This is a genomic window from Streptomyces sp. CB01580 (genome assembly GCF_001905795.1).
Lineage (GTDB): Bacteria > Actinomycetota > Actinomycetes > Streptomycetales > Streptomycetaceae > Streptomyces.
This window is the reverse complement of record NZ_LIXJ01000007.1, coordinates 84568-103063: the sequence shown is the minus strand read 5'-3', so window position 1 is coordinate 103063 and position 18496 is coordinate 84568. Positions and strand designations below refer to the sequence as shown.

Genomic DNA, 18496 nt, shown 5'->3' with positions numbered 1-18496 from the left:
GCCACCACCGACGGGCCACGCCACCGGGCCCGATTCCGGCCATGCCGAGAGGGCGGGGAAGGCCGGAGGAAAGGCCCGAACGACATGGACGACGAGGGAAGAAAACGGCCCGCGACCCGGCTGAACAAGGCATGACCTCCACACAGGGACACCAGGGACACACAGGGCAAACCGGGCACACAGGGCACCGCATCACCGTCGAGCCCGGCACCGAGCACGTACGGGTGGTCCACGACGGGCAGGTGCTCGCCGAGAGCCGCCGCCCGATCGTCCTGCGCGAGACGGGCTGCCCGGTCCGCTACTACCTGCCGCCCGAGGACGTCCGTACGGACCTCCTCACGGCCTCGGACACGCGGACGCACTGCCCATTCAAGGGCGATGCCTCCTACTGGTCGCTTCCGGACGCGGCCGATCTCGTCTGGGCCTATCCCGATCCGAAACCCGAAGTCGCCCCGATCAAGGACCGCTTCTGCTTCTACGAGACCGAGACCGTCACCGGATGAACGTCCGCCGCTGACCGCCGCACGACAGCGGCTGCGACTGCGACTGCGACTGCGACTGCGGTACTCAACCACCGCCCCGACCTGCGGACTTGAGGATTCCCAAAGAATCTTGGGCCGAAGCGATGAGTTTTCGGGAGGGCGGTGGTCTGCACTTGCATGGACAAGACTCTCTCCCGCGACGGCACCGTGATCGCCTATCGGCGCCGGGGTGAAGGACCGCCGGTGGTCCTGGTCGGCGGAGCACTGGGCACGGCGGCGACCGAGGCTCCCCTGGCACGCCTCCTCGCCCCACGCTTCGGCGTGGTCACGTACGACAGGCGCGGACGCGGCTCCAGTGGCGACAACGGCCCGTACGCGGTGGAACGCGAGATCGAGGACCTGGCCGCGCTCATCACGGTGGTGGGCGGCCGGGCCTCGGTGTTCGGAGTGGGCGCGGGCGGGGCGCTGGCCCTTGAGGCCGCCGCCGCGGGGGTGCCCGTCGACCTGCTGGCGGTGTACGAGCCCACGTACACGCCCGGCGCCGCCGGGGCGCAGTTCAAGGCGTCCTGCACGGCCCGCCTGCACCGTCTGCTGTCCGCCGAGGACCGCGCCGGGGCCGTGGAACTGTTCCTGTCCATGACGGGCGTCCCGGCCGACACCGTCGCCCGGATGCGGCGTGCACCGCTGTGGGACGACCTGATGTCGCTGGCCCACACCCTGGCGTACGACGACGCGCTGCTCGGCGACGGTTCGATCCCGGCCGAGCGCATCGCCTCCGTGACGGCCCGGACGCTGGTGGTGTGCGGCGGTTCCAGCACCGCACGGGCCCACCGGTCGACCCGTGCCCTCGCGGACGCCGTTCCGCGTGCCCGCCACCGCACCCTGACGGGCCAGACCCGCGAGCTGGCGCCCCAGGCGGTGGCCCCGGTGCTGACGGAATTCTTCGCCGAGGACACGCGCCCCCTGCTCCGGGCATCCTGACCCCCGCCCTCCGGCACGGCCGCACCCGCACGGGGGTCGGGCGAGGCCGTGCCGGAGGCGCGGGAACGCCCGTACGGGGCAGGGCACGGCCGGGGCGGGCCCGCGGTCGAGCACCGAGCCCCGACGCGAACCGGACGGTGCTGCCACCCGGCCCGACCCGCCCTCCTCCACGGCGTATCCACCGTGCAAGGGTGACGTGCATGCCGCAACAGGCCCATCGCCTCCGGTCCTTGAGGTCCGCGTCCGGGCTCGCCCCGACGCGTTTCGCCGCGTGCCGGAAGACCGACACACCCGCTCTGGAACACGCCTTGGCGGACGACGCCACGCTCTGTGGCATCCCTCGGAGCGAGGTGACGGTCCATCGCCACCTCTTCGCCACGGGCAATCCCGGGGCATGCCCGCTCTGCGGGGCGAAGGCGGCACGGGAGTGAGAAGCTGTGCGCGTGGCGCTCCCTGGTTCCCGCACGAAGACGACGGACATGTGGCTGCTGCCCCAGGACGAGATCCTCGTGGGCCGGCGGATTCGCGGCGCTCTCCCCGACGGCGCGTGGCTGTGCAGTCAGCCCGGCCCCGCGGGCCTGCATGAGGTGCATCTGCATCGGACGGTCGAGGAGGCTCTGAGCTGCGGCGGAGTGCAGGCGTTCCTGCTCCTTCCGGCAGGGGCGGCGGCACCGGCCGGTGTCGTCACGACCGGCGCGGTGACCACCCGGCCCGAGCTGCGGCATGCGGCCATCGTGCAGCTCCTGCGCTCACGCCGCGTCCCGGACCAGAACGGCGAGGTCTTCCGAGCCGGACGCCTGGCGGTCCGCTGGAACGAACCCGACGTCGGCCCCGGGACGCACCAGCTCCTCACCGGGCAGGCGCGGCTGGTCTGGCAGGCGCTGCGGTCCGCGACGCGGTCGGCCGCGTTCACGGACTCGACCGGCCGGAGGGCGAGCGGGCAGCGGATCGGCGCCGCCGCGCACGACCTGGTGGCCCGTACCGGCATGCCCCTGACGCGCGGAGGAGCCCAACGCCTGTACCTGGCGGCGAAGCCGCCTCGGCGCTGAGGACACCGCCGCGCATGCGAAGCGCGCGCTTCGATCAGCCGACGCCCCGCAGCACGCGCGGGCGCGGTCAGCCTGCCGCTGCCGCGGTCTTTCGCCGGACCGTCGTCGCGATGGTCGCGGAGCCGACGACGCGGGTGCTGTCGTAGAGGACGACCGCCTGGCCCGGGGCCACGCCGCGGACCGGCTCGGTGAAGGTGACGTGCAGGGTGTCGTCGACGAACTCCGCCGTCACCTCGGTCTCGCCGCCGTGGGCACGGAGCTGGGCGGTGTAGGTGCCGGGGCCGGTCGGGGCGGTGCCGCACCAGCGGGGCTTGACGGCGGTGAGGGCGGTGACGTCGAGGGCTTCGACCGGGCCGACCGTCACCGTGTTGTTCACCGGGGAGATGTCCAGGACGTAGCGCGGCTTGCCGTCGGGGGCGGGGTGGCCGATGCGCAGGCCCTTGCGCTGGCCGATGGTGAAGCCGTACGCGCCCTCGTGGGTGCCGACCTTCGTGCCCGACTCGTCGACGATGTCGCCCTCGGCCGTGCCGAGCCGGCTCGCCAGGAAGCCCTGCGTGTCGCCGTCGGCGATGAAGCAGATGTCATGGCTGTCGGGCTTCTTCGCGACGGCCAGACCCCGGCGCTCGGCCTCGGCACGGATCTCGTCCTTGGTGGTGAGGGTGTCGCCGAGCGGGAACATCGCGTGGGCGAGCTGCTTCTCGTCGAGGACGCCGAGGACGTACGACTGGTCCTTCGCCATGTCCGAGGCCCGGTGCAGTTCGCGGCTGCCGTCCTCGCGGACGACGACGGTGGCGTAGTGGCCCGTGCACACGGCGTCGAAGCCGAGCGCGAGGGCCTTGTCGAGCAGCGCGGCGAACTTGATCTTCTCGTTGCAGCGCAGGCAGGGGTTGGGCGTGCGCCCGGCCTCGTACTCCGCGACGAAGTCGTCCACGACGTCCTCGCGGAAGCGTTCCGCCAGGTCCCAGACGTAGAACGGGATGCCGATGACGTCCGCGGCGCGGCGGGCGTCCCGGGAGTCCTCGATCGTGCAGCAGCCGCGCGCCCCGGTACGGAAGGACTGCGGGTTCGCGGAGAGCGCGAGGTGCACACCGGTCACGTCGTGGCCCGCCTCGGCGGCGCGGGCGGCGGCGACGGCCGAGTCGACACCGCCCGACATGGCGGCGAGCACACGGAGGGGACGCTGGGAAGTCTGAGTCATAGCCCCACCAGGGTACGGGGCGCCGGGAACGGAACGCTCACGGATATGCGTTGGGGATCACATGGGTGCGAAGAAGGCCACGGGGTCCGGAGGGTCCGCGGCGGGGGCGGGGCGCGGCGTCAGCAGGCGTGGGCTGCTGATCGGCGCCGCCGCCACGGCCGCGGTGGCGGGCTCGGCCGTGCTGGCGCGGGACGAGTTGGAACGGGCCTGGTGGCGGCTGCCCGGAGTGGACAAGCCCCGGACACCGGGCGAGGTCGACTACGCGCGGGCCCAGTGGATAGCGGCCTCCGAGGCGAACTGGCGCCGGGCCGACCGCCCCGCGGACTACGCGATCGACCGGATCATCGTCCATGTCACCCAGGGCAGCTACCGCAGCGCGGTGAAGGTCTTCCAGGACCCGGGCCACGGCGCGGCGGCGCACTACGTGGTGCGCCGGGACGGCCATGTGGCCCAGATGATCCGTGAGCTGGACGTGGCGTTCCACGCGGGGAACCGGTCGTACAACGAACGCAGCGTCGGCATCGAGCACGAGGGGTTCGTGGACCGGCCGCAGGACTTCACGGCCGAGATGTACGGGGCGTCCGCCCGGCTGGCGGCGGCGATCTGCGAGCGGTACGGGATACCCGTCGACCGGGAGCACATCGTCGGGCATGTGGAGGTGCCGGGCGCGGACCACACCGATCCCGGGCCGCACTGGGACTGGAACCGGTATCTGAAGCTCGTCCGGGCGGCCCGGACGACCGGGACGGCGGTAACGGAAGCGGGTACCCCGGGCGCCTGAGCGCGCACGCGCCCCGCGCGTCCTGTGCGCCCCCGCACGCCCTGCGCGTCCGAGCGCCTCGTATGCGCTGGTCCGGCCGGACCCCGCCACGCTCCGCGTCGGCTCGGACGAGTCCCGCCGTGTCAGACGAGTCCCGCCGTGCGTGCCCGCTCGACCGCCGGGCCGATGGCGCGGGCCACCTCGTCGATGTCCTGCTTGGTGGACGTGCGGCCGAGCGAGAAGCGCAGGGTGCCCCGGGCCAGGTCCGGATCGGTGCCGGTGGCCAGCAGGACGTGGCTGGGCTGGGCGATGCCCGCGGTGCACGCGGAACCGGTGGAGCACTCGATGCCCTGGGCGTCCAGCAGCAGGAGCAGGGAGTCGCCCTCGCAGCCGGGGAAGGTGAAGTGGGCGTTGGCCGGGAGCCGACCGCCCGGGGCCGGGTCCCCGCCGAGTACGGCGTCGGGCACGGCCGCCCGCACCGCCGCGACGAGGGCGTCACGGAGCCGGCCGATCTCGGGGGCGAACTCCTCGCGGCGGTCGGCGGCCAGGTGTCCCGCGAGGGCGAAGGCGGCGATGGCGGGGGTGTCGAGGGTGCCCGAGCGGACGTGCCGTTCCTGGCCGCCGCCGTGCAGTACGGGCACGGGGGTGTACTCGCGGCCGAGCAGCAGTGCGCCGACGCCGAACGGGCCGCCGATCTTGTGCGCGCTGACCGTCATCGCGGCCAGCCCGGATCGGCCGAAGTCGACATCCAGCTGCCCGAACGCCTGCACCGCGTCGGCATGCATGGGTACGTCGAACTCGCGGGCCACCTCCGCCAGTTCGCGTACCGGCATGATCGTGCCGATCTCGTTGTTGGCCCACATGACGGTGACCAGGGCGACGTCGTCGGGGTCTCGGAGGACCGCCTCGCGCAGCGCGTCGGCGTGGACGCGGCCGTACCGGTCGACGGGGAGGTACTCGACGTTCGCGCCCTCGTGCTCGGCGAGCCAGTGGACGGCGTCCAGCACCGCGTGGTGCTCGACCGGGCTGGCCAGCACCCGGGTGCGGCGGGGGTCGGCGTCGCGGCGGGCCCAGTACAGGCCCTTCACCGCGAGGTTGTCGGCCTCGGTGCCACCGGAGGTGAAGACCACTTCGCTGGGGCGTGCGCCGAGCGCGTCGGCGAGGGTCTCCCTCGACTCCTCGACGGTACGACGGGCACGGCGCCCGGCGGCGTGCAGCGAGGACGCGTTACCGGTGGCGGCGAGCTGGGCGGTCATCGCGGCGATCACTTCGGGAAGCATCGGCGTGGTCGCGGCGTGGTCGAGGTAAGCCATGGTGGGCCCGATTCTACGAGTCCGCCCGCCCGTACGCGGCGGGGCGTACGCACGGCGCATCGCTGCCCGGTACCCGCGCACCGGTCGGCCCGTCCGGCCGCCCGCCCCGGCCCGGGACCGCTCCGGCGGAGCCGTACTGCCCGGATTCCGGATCCGGGCTCCCGATCCGGGCTCCTGATCCGGCGCCGTCGGCCGGGCCGTTCTGGTCGCACCCGCGAGGCACACCGGGCGCCGGGTCGCACCCGCGTGGCACGCCGCGTGGCCCGTCCCGGTGCCGCGCGCTCCACCGCCCACCGCCTCGCCGGTGCCCCGGGGTCGACGGCCGGTCGGCCCGGTCAGCCGCCCTCGGCGTGGCGCTCGTCGAGGAGGCGCTGGGCAGCCTGCACGGAACGCTCCGCGCGATCGTCGACGAGACCGGCGACGGTGACGAACGACTGGAACGCGGCTTGGAGTTGATCATCCGCCATGTCTCCGATCAGCCGGCCCACTTCCGTTTCATCGCGCGCGAGCAGCACGGCGGTGTGAAGGCCGTCCGCGATGCCATCGCGGCCCAACTGCGGCAATTCGGCCGGGAAGTCGCGGAGGCGCTCGCCGAAGAACCGGAGTCGCGGGGCTGGAGCGAGGAGGATCTGCTGATGCTGGGCGGCCTCCACGTCGACCACCTGGTGATCACGACCTCCGCGCTCCTGGAGGCGGTGCCCGACAGGAAGCGGGAGGTCGCCGAGGTGGCCCGCCGACGGCTGAGGCTGATCGCGCTCGGCAGACGGCACTGGCTGGACCGAGCGGGCGACGAGGGGCCCCACTCCGACAAGGGCGACGACGAGAACGACGGCAACGGCGCACCCCGGCCGGGCATCGTCCGGCCGGGAGGCGGCCCGCAGGGAGGCGACCTGCCGGCAGGCTCGTGAAGCCCACCAGCGAGGCCCGCGGGCCCACGAAGGACCCGTGAAGCCCGCCAGGGTGCCCGTGAAGCCGAGGGGCCACCGGCGCCGATACGGCGCTGATGGCCCTTGCCGCGTACTCCCCCGTCGTCCGCGGCTTTCCGAACCCGCGCGGGTCAGCCGAACTGGCCCGGCTGGTAGTCGCCCGCGGGCTGCTGGGTGATGACGTTCAGGCGGTTGAAGGCGTTGATGACGGCGATGATCGACACCAGGGCACCGAGCTGCTCCTCGTCGTAGTACTTGACGGCGTTGGCCCAGACCTCGTCGCTGACGCCACCGGCCGCGTCGGCGATGCGGGTGCCCTGCTCCGCTAGCTCCAGCGCGGCGCGCTCGGCGTCGGTGAACACCGTGGCCTCGCGCCAGGCCGCGACCAGGTTGAGACGCTCCCAGGTCTCCCCGGAGTGCACGGCGTCCTTGCTGTGCATGTCGACGCAGAAGCCGCAGCCGTTGATCTGGCTGGCGCGGAGCAGCACCAGTTCACGCGTCGTGGCCGGCAGCGGCGAGTCCGCGACCGGCTGCCCCGCCGAGACGAGGTGCTTCAGGGCCTTGGCCGCGACCGGGTTGGTGAAGAGGTTCAGGCGAGCTTCCATGGTGCACTCCTTGGCCGTTGTTGGCGGTTACACCCCTTCGACGGAGACGAGCCGCACGATGTGACACGTACCAGTGTGACCTGCGTCTCCTTCTCGGGCCCCCGCTCCTCGCGATCGGCGGATCCGCCACCGGCCCGTCACGCCCGCAGCACCTCGCCGGTCCGGGCCGGGTCCGCCAGGGAGAACATGCCCGGACTTCCCGGCGCGCCGAATCCGCCGACGGGGAGGATGCCGCGCAGTGCCGCGATGGCCTGGAGCCATTCGTTGCCCTCTGCCTGCACGGCACGGATGAACGCCATGCGTCCGCCGGGGCGCAGGGCGCGCCCGATGTCGGCGAACGCCGCGACGGGGTCGTCGAAGAGCATCACCGCGAAGCGGCTGACCACGACGTCGTACGCACCGTGCGACTGAACCGATCAGGGTCCGGGCGTCGGCCGAGCGGCCCCGGCCTCCCGAGTCCCGGGAGAGTCGGGGCCGGGCCTTCCCGCAGCCGCTACCCGCGCGGCGCCCGAGCCAGCTGACGGGACTGGGCGACCAGGCGGTCCGCGCTGTCCCAGACGTCCGCGTCCTCCTCCAGGAAGCCGCCCGCGAGGTTGCGGGTGGTGATGGAGACCCGCAGCGGGCCGGGGGCGGGGCGGCAGCGGACGTGGGTGGTGAGTTCGACGGTCGGCGTCCAGCCCTTGAGGCCCAGCTCGAACGCGGTGGGCGGCAGCGCGTCGACGGTGAGCAGGAGGGAGAGCGGATCGGGGTCGCGACCGTCCGCGAGGCCGAACCAGCCGCGCATCTCGCCCTTTCCGGAGGGGGCTCCGACCGCCCAGCCGACCGTCGCCGGGTCGAGCTTGATGTCGATCCGGTCGGCGATGGCGGAGCTGCCGGGGATCGGGGCCGGGCCGTCGCCGGGGCCGAGGCAGTGCTCCACGGGCGGGATGGCCGGCGGCTTCGCCGAGGTGCGCACCTCTTCGCTCAGCGTGTCCAGATCGCCGTAGGTGGCGATGACGCGGATGCGCTCGGTCTCGGTGCCGTCCTCGGCGTACTGGAAGAGGGACGCCTGCCCGGTCGAGAGGGTGCGGCCGGTGCGGACCGTCTGCGTACGGATCATCGCCGGGCCCGGGACGGACGCGGTGAGGTAGTGGGCGGAGACCGAGAAGGGGTCCGGATGGGGCAGGGCATCGCCGAGCGCGCGGCCGAGCATGGCCAGCAGATAGCCGCCGTTGACCGCGCGGATGATCGTCCATCCGGCGGAGAGCTCGGCGTCGTAGACGCCTTCCTCACGACGGACGACGGCCGTGTCGCGGTCGAACTCGCTGTCACCGATGGTCGCGGTCGCCTGAGTGATTCGCGCCGCTCGCTCTGCTGCCTGTGCCATGCGATGCACCGTACACCGAAAGTGTTACTAAGCGGTAGCTTTTTCTTATGAGAGGAATGGGGCCGTGATGACCGGATGCTCCCGGAAGCCGCGTCCCGGGGTGCACCGCCTCCCGTGGAACGAACCCGTCCGGAACGAACCGCCCGGAACGGGCCACCGCCGATGGACGGACCCTCGTCACTTGGACGGACCGCGTCACATGGCCGCGGAACTCTCCTCGGCCGTCGACGACCGCCGGTTGTACGCGCGCGGGGCGCGCCAGTGGAAGCGCATCGCGAGCAGCCGCAGTACGAACGCCGCGATCACCGCGGCGCCACTGGTGAGCGCGTTGAGCGCGTCGAAACGGATGCACAGCACGATGATCGCGGCGCCGACGATCGCGGGCACCGCGTACAGGTCCCGGTCCCAGCGCAGCAGGGACGGCACTTCGTTGGCCAGGACGTCACGCAGTACGCCGCCGCCCACCGCGGTGGCCACCCCGAGCGCCGCCGATGCGGTCAGGCCGAGGCCGTACCCGTACGCCTTGACCGTGCCGGTGACGCAGAACAGCCCGAGGCCCGCCGCGTCGAAGACGTTGACCGCCACCTGGATCCGCTCGACGTGCGGATGCAGGAAGAAAACCAGCACCGCGGCGAGGAGCGGGGTGGTGAAGTAGCCGAGGTCCGTGAACGCCGCGGGCGGGACCGCGCCGATGACGATGTCACGGAACAGCCCTCCGCCCAGCGCGGTCACCTCGGCGAGCACCGCGATGCCGAAGACATCGAAGTTCTTGCGTACGGCGAGCAGCGCGCCCGAGATCGCGAAGACGAAGATCCCGGCGATGTCGAGCGCGTGCTGGACGGAGGGCGTGAACAGTTCGTTGAGCACCGGGCAATTGTGCCGGTACTACTCCTTGGGGCCGACCTCCGGCGTATCGGACGACGTTCCCCCGGCGCCGGCACCGGACGACGGCCCCTCGGCGGGACCCTCCGCGCCGGAACCCCCGGCCGGCTCCTCCGCCGCGCCGTCGTCGGCCTCCGTCTTCTGGATCGAGACGATCTCGATCGCCTCGCGCGCCGCCTCCGTCACCGTCTCCCCCGGCACCTGGTCCGCCGCGTTCTCCGGGTGGTGGCAGGCGACCTGGTGCCCGGTCCTCAGCGCGACCAGCGGCGGTTCCTGCGTCCGGCAGGTCTCCGTCGCCTTCCAGCAGCGGGTGTGGAAGCGGCATCCGCTGGGCGGCGAGATCGGCGACGGCACGTCGCCCTTCAGCAGGATGCGCTCGCTCTTGGCCGACCGGCGCCTCGGATCCGGGATCGGGACCGCGGACAGCAGCGCCTTGGTGTACGGGTGCATCGGCGCCTTGTAGAGCGAGTCGCGATCGGCCAGCTCCACGATCTTGCCGAGGTACATCACCGCGATCCGGTCCGAGACGTGCCGGACGACCGAGAGGTCATGGGCGATGATCACGTACGTCAGGCCCAGCTCGGTCTGGAGGTCGTCGAGCAGGTTCACGACCTGCGCCTGGATGGAGACGTCCAGCGCCGACACCGGCTCGTCCGCCACGACGAGCTTGGGCTTGAGCGCGAGCGCGCGGGCGATCCCGATGCGCTGACGCTGGCCGCCGGAGAACTCGTGCGGGTAGCGGTTGTAGTGCTCGGGGTTGAGGCCCACGACCTCCAGCAGCCGCTGAACCTCCTTCTTCACACCGCCCTCGGGCGTCACGCCCTGGAGCTTGAAGGGTGCTCCCACGATCGTGCCGATGGTGTGCCGGGGGTTCAGCGACGAGTACGGGTCCTGGAAGATCATCTGCATGTCGCGGCGCATCGGGCGCATGGCGCCGACGCCGAGGTGCGTGATGTCCTGGCCCTCGAACTCGATCTTCCCCGCGGTGGGTTCGAGCAGCCGGGTGATCAGCCGGCCCATCGTCGACTTGCCGCAGCCCGACTCCCCGACGACGCCCAGGGTCTCGCCCGCGTGCACCTCGAAGTCGATCCCGTCGACCGCCTTCACGGCGCCGGCGGTGCGCTGCAGCATCCCCTTCTTGATGGGGAAGTGCTTCTGCAGGCCGGTCGTCCTCAGCAGCACCTCGCGGGAGGCGGAGCCCTTCTCGGCACTCGCCCCGTTCCCGGCGGCCCGCCGCCCGGGCACCTCCGTGTCCCTGCCCGCGTTCGCCACGTCCTCGCCCCCGCTCGCCATGCCCTTGTCCTCGCTCGTCACGGCCTTGTCCTCGCTCACAGCTTGGGCGCAATCTCTTCGGTCCAGATCCGCTCCCGCTGTTCCTGCGACATGTGGCAGGCCGCCCAGTGCCGACCGCCGACCTCGCGCAGCTCGGGCCGTACGGTGCGGGTCACGTCGCCCTCGGGCACGTCCGCGTACGGGCAGCGCGGGTTGAAGGCGCAGCCCGACGGGATGTTGATGAGCGACGGCGGGGAGCCCTTGACCGGGATGAGCCGGTCGGTCTGGTCGCGGTCCAGGCGCGGCATCGAGCCCAGGAGCCCCCAGGTGTAGGGGTGCCGGGGTTCGTAGAACACCTTCTCGGCCGGTCCGCGCTCGACGCAGCGCCCGCCGTACATCACGAGGATGTCGTCGGCGAGCTCGGCCACCACGCCCAGGTCGTGGGTGATGACGATGACCGCGGAGCCGAACTCCTTCTGCAGATCACGGATCAGGTCGAGGATCTGCGCCTGGACGGTCACGTCCAGCGCGGTCGTCGGCTCGTCGGCGATCAGCAGCTCGGGGTTGTTGACCAGCGACATCGCGATCATCGCGCGCTGACGCATCCCGCCGGAGAACTCGTGCGGGTAGCTGTCCACACGCTTGTCGGGCTGCGGGATGCCGACCCGGTCGAGCATCTCGATCGCGCGCCTGCGGGCGGTCTTCTTGTCCACGTCGTGATGGACCCGGTACGCCTCCACGATCTGCTTGCCGATCGTGTAGTACGGGTGCAGCGCCGACAGCGGGTCCTGGAAGATCATGGCCATGTCGCGACCGCGCAGCCTGCGGACCTCGTCGGGGTCGGCGGACAGCAGTTCCTTGCCGTCCAGCCAGATCTCCCCCGACAGCCGGGCCTTGCGCTTGCCGTACTGGCCGGCGGTGTGCAGGCCCATGATCCCGAGCGAGGTGACGGACTTGCCGGAGCCGGACTCGCCCACGATGCCGAGGGTCTTGCCCTTCTCCAGGGTGAAGCTGAGCCCGTCCACGGACTTGACGAGACCGTCGTCGGTCGGGAAGTGCACCTTCAGGTCGCGCACGTCCAGGAAGGCGGTGGGGGCGGGCGAGTCCGCGACGGGTTCGCCCAGCGCGGCACCGCTCTTGTGCAGTTCGGTCATCCCAGCCTCACTCGCGGGTCGATGACGGCGTACATGATGTCGACGACGAGGTTGGCGACGGCGATGGCGAGCGCCGCGAACAGGGTGACGCCGAGGATCACCGGGAGGTCCTTGTCGCTGATGGCCTGGACGGCCGCGAGACCCAGACCGGGCAGGTTGAACGTGGACTCGGTGAGGACCGCGCCACCGAGGAGCACGCCGATGTCGAGGCCGAAGACGGTGAGGATCGGCGTCATCGCCGAGCGCAGGGCGTGCCGGGTGATCACGGTGCCCTCGCCCAGGCCCTTTGCACGGGCGGTGCGGATGTAGTCCTCGCCCAGCACGTCGAGCATGGTGGCCCGGGTGAGCCGGGCGTACATCGCGGCGTTCAGGAACGCGAGCACGATCCACGGCAGGATCAGGGTCTGGAACCAGGCACCGATGCCGTCGTCCGTGGAGAGGTTGTCGGCGATGTGCACCCACCCGAGGGTGTGCACGAACAGGCCCATCGCGACCATGCCGGTGAAGAAGATCGGCAGGGAGACGCCGCCGAGGGCGGTGGTCATCGCGGCCCGGTCCCAGATGGTGCCGCGCTTGAGCGCGGACACGACACCGGTGGCGACGCCGCCGAGGAGCCACAGGACGCAGGCGCCCGCGGCGAGCGCGCCGGTGACGGGCAGGGCGTCCTTGAGGGTGTCCCAGACCGGTACCTCGGTGCGGAAGGAGTACCCGAAGCAGGGGGCGGCGCAGTGGGTGACGTCGTCACCGTTCGCGTAGTCGCGCCCCATCGGGATGCCCTTGACGAAGTCCCAGAACTGGACGAGGAGGGGCTCGTCGAGCCCCAGTTTGATCCGGATGCCCGCGAGCTGCTCGGCACCGGTGGCCTTGCCGGCGAAGAGGACTGCGACGTCCTGACCCGCCCACTTGGGCAGCATGAAGAAGATGGTGAAGGTCGCGAGCAGTACGACGAGCACCATGATGACTACGGCGAACAGGCGCCGGATGAGATAAGCAAGCACTGTGCGCGGCCCGGCGGTGGCCGGGATCCCTCGTGGGGTTCCCGGCCACCGCCCCGGCCATCACCTGCCCTTCGGACTGGCGGGTTTCGGCGGCGGTGGGGCGGCCGACGGGGTCGGCCGCTGTTGCTGTTGCCGGCAGCGGCTGCTGTTGCCGCTGCCGTCAGCGACTACTTGACGACGCCGAGCGAGACGTAGTCGTAACGGCCGTTGTAGGCGTCGGACATGTAGACGTTCGTCAGTCGGTTGCCGCGCCAGGTGATGTTCTTCTCGTAGATGAAGGGCATCCAGTCGGCCTGGTCGAGGATCCGCTTGTCGATCTGGCCGTAGATCTCACCGGCCTTGTCCGCGTCGGTCTCCGCGATCGCCTGGTCGAAGAGCTTGTCGACCTGCGGGTCCTTGAGCTGCGACTCGTTGTAGTTGCCGGTCTCCGAGAGGAAGCGGCTGTCCCACAGCGGCTGGCCGAAGCCCTGGCCGGACGGGAAGTCCGGGCCCCAGCCGCTCATGGTCATGCCGTAGCCGCGCTGCTTCACCACCGACGGCGAACCGCTGATGCTGGCCGCCTCGGCACCGTTGATCGGGTCGACCGCGACCTTGATGCCGACCTTGGCGAGCTGCGCCTGGAGCGCCTCGGCCGTGTCGACCTCGCCCGGGTTGTTGTTGCGGGCGGTGAGCTTGGTGGGGAAGCCGCTCGGCTGGCCGCACTGCTTCAGCTCGTCCTTGGCCTTGGCCAGGTCCGGCTTGCCCTTGCGGGCGAGGACGCCGTACGGGTCGTAGTCGCTGTGGCCCTTGATGGACGCCGGGAGGGCACTGTTGGCGATCGCGCCACCGGCGATCTCGCCGCCGCGGACCTGCTGGAGGGCGGCGAAGTCCGTGGCGTAGAAGACGGCCTTGCGGCAGTGGACGTCGTCGAGCGGCTTCGCGGTGTGGACCAGGGCGACGTAGCGGACGAACGACGTCTGCATGTTGTCGACGCTGTCCTTGTGCTTCTGGATGGCGGTGACGCGGCCGGACTGGGTCATGCCGGTGCCGTTGAGGTCGACGTCGTAGTCGCCGTCCATCAGCTTCTTGTCGTTCTCCTCCAGGTTGGCGGAGATCGTCACGGTGATCTTGTCGGGGAGCGCGGCGCGCACCGGGTCCGACGACTTCTGCCACTTGTCGTTGCGGACGAGCACGATGCTCTTGTTCGGCTTGTACGACTCGAACTTGTACGGGCCGGAGGAGAACGGGCGCTGGGTGTACTTGGCCTTGGTGTCCTGGGACGCCTTCACGGGCGTGCCGGACGGCATGGCCAGGAACTGCTCGAAGTCACCGTTGGGCTTGGGCAGTTTGAAGATGATGGTGTTGTCGTCGGGCGTCTCGATCGCCTTCAGGCCGAGCTTGTCCGGCGACGAGTCCTTGTACGGGCCCTTGTACTCGCCCTTCGGGTCCAGCGCCTGCTTCAGGTACTGCGGACCACCGGTGATGGTGTCCGTCGCCCAGATGCGCTCGATGCCGTACTTGACGTCCTTGGACGTCAGCTTGGAGCCGTCCTCCCAGGTCACGCCCTCACGCAGCTTGTACGTGTAGGTCTTGCCGCCGTCCGTGATCTCGGCGGGGCCGGTGGCGAGGTCACCGACCAGCTTGGTCGAGGCGACACCCGGCTTGGTGTCGTACGTGACCAGCTGGCGGGTGTAGAAGCGCATGAAGTCCCAGGCCATGCCGTAGTAGGCACGCTGCGGGTCGGCCGAGTCCAGGTCCTGCTTGCCGACCATCTTCAGCGTCCCGCCCTTTTTGGTGGACGGGTTGGCGACCTTGTTGAACGCCGCGTTGAAGCCCGCGCCCTTCGCGCTGCCACCGTCGCCGCCGCCGTCGCCGCCGCCGCACGCCGTGGTGGTCATCAGCGCCGCGACCACGAGCGCCGCACCAGCGGTGAGCCGTCGTTTCGTGGAAACCGTGGACATTTTCTCGCAACCTCCGAGATCGCGGTCCCAGGCCGTTGCATGCCGGAGAACCATGGGAGAAGCCACCTGACGGTGCGGCAGGGGCAAGTCGTGGGTCATCGGGTCCCCTTGGGGTCCAGGGCGTCGCGCAGCCCGTCCCCGAAGAGGTTGAAGGCCAGTACGGTGATGAAGATCGTCACGCCGGGAAAGACCATGAACATCGGGTCGTGCTCGTACGTCTCCAGGGCGTCGCGCAGCATGCCGCCCCAGGAGGCCGTGGGCGGGCGGACACCGGCACCGAGGAAGCTGAGGGCCGCTTCGGTGAGGATGTTGGTGGGGATCATGAGCGTCGCGTAGACGGTGATCGGCGCCACCAGGTTCGGCAGCAGCTCACGGAAGAGGATGTGCCCGCGCCCGCCGCCGAGGCTCCGCGCGGCCTCCACGTACTCGCGTTCGCGCAGCGAGAGCGTCTGTCCGCGGACGATGCGTCCCACGTACGGCCAGCCGAAGAAGCCGATGACGGCGACGAGTACGGCGATGCGCACCCCGCTGCCGGTGAGACCGAGCAGGTCGTCGGGGAGGACGGAGACCAGGGAGATGATGAAGAGCAGCTGCGGGAAGGAGAGCAGCACGTCCATCACCCGGCTGATCACGGCGTCGATCCAGCCGCCGAAGTAGCCGGCGACGATGCCGAAGAGCGTGCCGAGGGCCACGGCGACCAGGGCCGCCAGGAAGGCCACGAGCAGCGAGATGCGGGCGCCGTAGACGATCCGGCTGAAGACGTCCCGTCCCTTGTTGGGCTCGACCCCGAAGAGGAAGTCGCTGCTGATACCGCCGAGGGAGCCGGTGGGCAGGTTGGTCAGCGGGTCGAGCTTGTCCTGGTGGAAGTCGTTCGGCGGGTGCCCCAGCAGGGAGACGATCAGCGGCGCGAAGACCGCCACCGCGATCAGGAGGAGGACAACGATGCCACCCGTCAGAGCAACCTTGTCCTGCTTGAGGCGGTTCCAGGCGATCTGCTTGAGGGAACGTCCCTCGACCTTCTTCGCCCCGGAGCCGGCCGCGGGCCCACCGGTCGCGTTCGGATCCGTCTCCGTGGTCGGCTCGTGCAGTGGTGCCGTCATCGTGGCAAGGACCCCTCTCAACCGGCGGTGGCCGGGCCGAACTGGCCGCTGTGGCGGCACGGATCAGTCAAGTCGTACGCGGAGGCGGCAAGACGCCCTTGCTGCGGGAGTCTTCATCGCAGCCGCGCGCGGTAGCCATACCGACAGGCGAATGGATGCCTAACCGTGATGCGGGCCGACGCGATCCGTTATCCGGACGCACGTGAACGCCCGTCGAACACAGGTCAGTTGATGTTCAACGTGGCGATGACTCGCATACTCTTCGCTTTCGCCACCAGACGGTTCCTGAACGCAGATGTGCGACATGAAGGGCATGAGCGGCATGTTCCGGGACATCCTGGTCGAACGACCGTGTGCCGGATGCGAGGGAGGGGTGGACGCGTCGCGGGGCGCGGGACGGCTTCCGCGCACCTCACGCGCCACGGCGCACGCGCCCTCGGGAAGCGGTGTCAGTACGCGCCCGCGCCCGGCGGGTAGCCGTAGCCGGGCGCCGGGGCGTGGGCCTCGCGGTCGTAGAACGGGCGGGAGTTGGCGCGCAGCCACATCGCCACCGGGTCGTACTCGTCGGACATCGCGACGGTGGAGACGGGCAGCCCCTCCGGGACCGCGGCGACCGACTGCCGCATCATCGCGCGCACCGCGTCGACGGAGGGCCGGCTCGTGTCGTACAGGTCGAGGCCGATGGCGAGGTACGCCGTGCCGAGCGCGGGCTGCACCCAGGCGCGGCGCAGCGAGCGGATCGCGGGGGTGCGGTGGGCGTTCTGCGCGAGCAGGGCGTAGAACTGCGGGATCTCGATGGCCGGCTCGGTGAGCCGGAGCGGACCGGCGGGCATCCGGTCGAGGCCGGTGGCGATCCGGCGCAGATCCAGCCAGGGGATGCCGACGCCGCCGCCCGGGGCGTGCGGGTTGAGCCAGATGCCCCAGCGGTCGGGGAACAGGGCGCGGGCGATGTCGAGGCCGGTGACCACTTCATGGGCCCGGGTCCAGCCGCTGGCCGAGAGCTCCTGGGCGGAGGTCACGCAGGGGGCGTAGCCGAGACCGTCGATCTCCATGTTTCCGTACTGGGCGTCGGGAGAACCCGCCCGGCCGTTCCAGAGAAGCATCCAGATCCGGTCGTGCGCGAGGGCCTGGAGCAGCGCCTCGTACGCGTCGTAGCGCCCGGGCGTCACTTGGCGCAGCATGTGCTCGACCTGCCCGGCCGCCGCGGTGCCTGACGCACTCAACTGGTCCCGCCCCTCTTCGATCCACTGTGCCGGCCCGCCGCTCCCCGGGCACACGGGCGCGGCATGATGCCGCGACACCCGCCATGAAACCAGCTTAGGTGCCGGTCCTGACACCGACTTGACGCCTCGGCCCCGGAGGGTGGTCCGCGGTGTGCGCGGTGGGCGCTCCGCCCACCGCGCGCCTCGCACTGGCGTTCGCCGCCCCACGTGTGTGCGAGCCGGGCGACGCCTCGACGGCCGGGCCTACCGCTGCGCGCGCTGGTAGAACGGACGGATCCGCTCCCGCATCCAGTCCCCGACCGGGTCCTGCGCCACGTCGAGCAGAACCAGGTTGACGGGCCAGGGCACCGCCACGCGGCCGAGCGCGCGGCCCAGCGCGGCCATCGGGGCATCGCGCGCGGCCTCGTCCCAGGCAACGAACTCCACACCGATGAAGAGGACGGGGTCGTCGCCCTCGATGCTGGCCAGCGTGCGGCGGGCGGTGAGCACGACGCCGCTCTCCTCGAACTCCCCGGCGGCGGCGGAGAGGAAGTCGACGGGTTCCTCCTGCCAGTCCGGTTCGTACAGCCGGACCCGGCCCCCGGTGGCCGGTCCGTCCAGCGGGGTGCGTCCGGTGCGGCAGAGCTCGGCCACGGCGGGCGGCGGCAGCGGCATCCCGACCGCGCCGCCGGGGTTCACGGCCATGCCGAGCTGCGGGGGCAGGCCGCGGGCGAATTCGACGGCGGGGGCGACGGTGTAGGACATCCGGTCACCGACACAGCTGAGGAACTGCTGTTCGGAGCTGAAGACGGGGACGAACGCGGCTCCGTCGATCTCCAGCGTCGGCAGGTCGAGGTCCGGGGAGTCGGGGCCGCCGCCGTTGGGGAGCGGCACCCATACGTGGCTGCGCCCGAGCACCTCGACGAGACGCCCGCCGGCCTCCGCCGCTCCCACCGAGGCCATCAGCACCTCTTCGAGCTCGTTGGCCGGCCATCCGCTCTGCGGATGGGACTGGACCTGCGCCGGAATGTCCACTGCTTCCCCTTCTTTTCCCGAGCTCCTGCCCGAGCCTTCCGGCAGAAGGTTACGACCTGGGGGCGAGCGGGGTGGATCAGGGAGCGTCCTCGTGCTTCGACCGCGAGGCGGAGGGGCTGCGCGGCGTCGACGAGCGACGACCACGCGGCGGGCGAAGTCGCAGCCCGGCCACTCCCCGCCCCGGGTCGTCGACGCCCGTCCCCGCGGCCGTCCGGCCCCGAGCCGCGCCCCCG

16 protein-coding genes and 2 pseudogenes are annotated in these 18496 nt (G+C 71.3%); 5 read left to right on the top strand and 13 right to left on the bottom strand.

The window, feature by feature from the left end; translation table 11 throughout:
• Positions 1-131: 131 nt before the first annotated feature.
• The 3 genes from AMK22_RS13315 to AMK22_RS13305 all read left to right on the top strand — a co-directional run bounded on the left by AMK22_RS13315 (position 132) and on the right by AMK22_RS13305 (position 2512).
• A complete protein-coding gene (locus AMK22_RS13315; protein WP_073784672.1) occupies positions 132-503 on the top strand; it encodes a DUF427 domain-containing protein in 372 nt (123 codons plus the stop codon).
• 156 nt (positions 504-659) lie between these two features.
• A complete protein-coding gene (locus AMK22_RS13310) occupies positions 660-1463 on the top strand; it encodes an alpha/beta fold hydrolase (protein WP_073784670.1) in 804 nt (267 codons plus the stop codon).
• Between the two features lie 443 nt (positions 1464-1906).
• Entirely contained in the window at positions 1907-2512 is a 606-nt protein-coding gene (locus AMK22_RS13305; RefSeq protein ID WP_073784941.1) for a hypothetical protein, read from the top strand.
• 67 nt (positions 2513-2579) lie between these two features.
• On the opposite strand, the gene mnmA is transcribed toward AMK22_RS13305, so the two are convergent.
• On the bottom strand, positions 2580-3710 hold the full coding sequence (gene mnmA, locus AMK22_RS13300; RefSeq protein WP_073784668.1) for a tRNA 2-thiouridine(34) synthase MnmA: 1131 nt from the start codon (positions 3708-3710) through the stop codon (positions 2580-2582).
• Positions 3711-3771: 61 nt separating this feature from the next.
• Here mnmA and AMK22_RS13295 point away from each other — a divergent pair, with 61 nt between their 5' ends.
• Positions 3772-4491, top strand: coding sequence for an N-acetylmuramoyl-L-alanine amidase (locus tag AMK22_RS13295; protein WP_073784666.1), 720 nt, complete (start codon positions 3772-3774; stop codon positions 4489-4491).
• 122 nt (positions 4492-4613) lie between these two features.
• Here the strand turns inward: AMK22_RS13295 and AMK22_RS13290 are convergent, their stop codons facing one another.
• Positions 4614-5783 (bottom strand): cysteine desulfurase family protein, encoded by a 1170-nt coding sequence (locus AMK22_RS13290; protein ID WP_073784665.1) that lies wholly within the window; start codon positions 5781-5783, stop codon positions 4614-4616.
• A gap of 335 nt (positions 5784-6118) precedes the next feature.
• On the opposite strand from AMK22_RS13290, the pseudogene AMK22_RS13285 reads away from it, so the two are divergent.
• A pseudogene (locus AMK22_RS13285) lies at positions 6119-6562 on the top strand (TetR family transcriptional regulator); the annotation flags it as partial.
• Between the two features lie 278 nt (positions 6563-6840).
• Here the strand turns inward: AMK22_RS13285 and AMK22_RS13280 are convergent.
• The 11 genes and pseudogenes from AMK22_RS13280 to AMK22_RS13230 form a co-directional block, all read right to left on the bottom strand.
• The gene (locus AMK22_RS13280; protein WP_073784663.1) at positions 6841-7314 is read right to left on the bottom strand and encodes a carboxymuconolactone decarboxylase family protein; all 474 of its coding nucleotides are present in this window, start codon (positions 7312-7314) and stop codon (positions 6841-6843) included.
• A 137-nt stretch (positions 7315-7451) separates the two neighbouring features.
• Positions 7452-7703 (bottom strand): annotated as a pseudogene (locus tag AMK22_RS13275) (class I SAM-dependent methyltransferase); the annotation flags it as partial.
• Between the two features lie 104 nt (positions 7704-7807).
• On the bottom strand, positions 7808-8680 hold the full coding sequence (locus AMK22_RS13270; RefSeq protein WP_073784659.1) for a thioesterase family protein: 873 nt from the start codon (positions 8678-8680) through the stop codon (positions 7808-7810).
• A 195-nt stretch (positions 8681-8875) separates the two neighbouring features.
• On the bottom strand, positions 8876-9547 hold the full coding sequence (locus tag AMK22_RS13265) for a trimeric intracellular cation channel family protein (RefSeq protein WP_073784657.1): 672 nt from the start codon (positions 9545-9547) through the stop codon (positions 8876-8878).
• An 18-nt stretch (positions 9548-9565) separates the two neighbouring features.
• Entirely contained in the window at positions 9566-10894 is a 1329-nt protein-coding gene (locus AMK22_RS13260) for an ABC transporter ATP-binding protein (protein ID WP_338014160.1), read from the bottom strand.
• Positions 10891-11988: an ABC transporter ATP-binding protein gene (locus AMK22_RS13255; protein ID WP_073784655.1), complete on the bottom strand. Its 1098-nt coding sequence runs from the start codon at positions 11986-11988 to the stop codon at positions 10891-10893. The genes AMK22_RS13260 and AMK22_RS13255 overlap by 4 nt, the downstream gene beginning before the upstream one ends.
• A complete protein-coding gene (locus AMK22_RS13250; RefSeq protein WP_073784653.1) occupies positions 11985-12986 on the bottom strand; it encodes an ABC transporter permease in 1002 nt (333 codons plus the stop codon). The genes AMK22_RS13255 and AMK22_RS13250 overlap by 4 nt, the downstream gene beginning before the upstream one ends.
• 167 nt (positions 12987-13153) lie before the next feature.
• Entirely contained in the window at positions 13154-14926 is a 1773-nt protein-coding gene (locus AMK22_RS13245; protein ID WP_073784651.1) for an ABC transporter substrate-binding protein, read from the bottom strand.
• Between the two features lie 95 nt (positions 14927-15021).
• Positions 15022-16026 (bottom strand): ABC transporter permease, encoded by a 1005-nt coding sequence (locus AMK22_RS13240; protein ID WP_073784649.1) that lies wholly within the window; start codon positions 16024-16026, stop codon positions 15022-15024.
• Positions 16027-16475: 449 nt separating this feature from the next.
• The gene (locus tag AMK22_RS13235; protein WP_073784647.1) at positions 16476-17249 is read right to left on the bottom strand and encodes an enhanced serine sensitivity protein SseB C-terminal domain-containing protein; all 774 of its coding nucleotides are present in this window, start codon (positions 17247-17249) and stop codon (positions 16476-16478) included.
• Between the two features lie 243 nt (positions 17250-17492).
• The gene (locus AMK22_RS13230; protein WP_073784645.1) at positions 17493-18263 is read right to left on the bottom strand and encodes an enhanced serine sensitivity protein SseB; all 771 of its coding nucleotides are present in this window, start codon (positions 18261-18263) and stop codon (positions 17493-17495) included.
• Positions 18264-18496 lie beyond the last annotated feature (233 nt).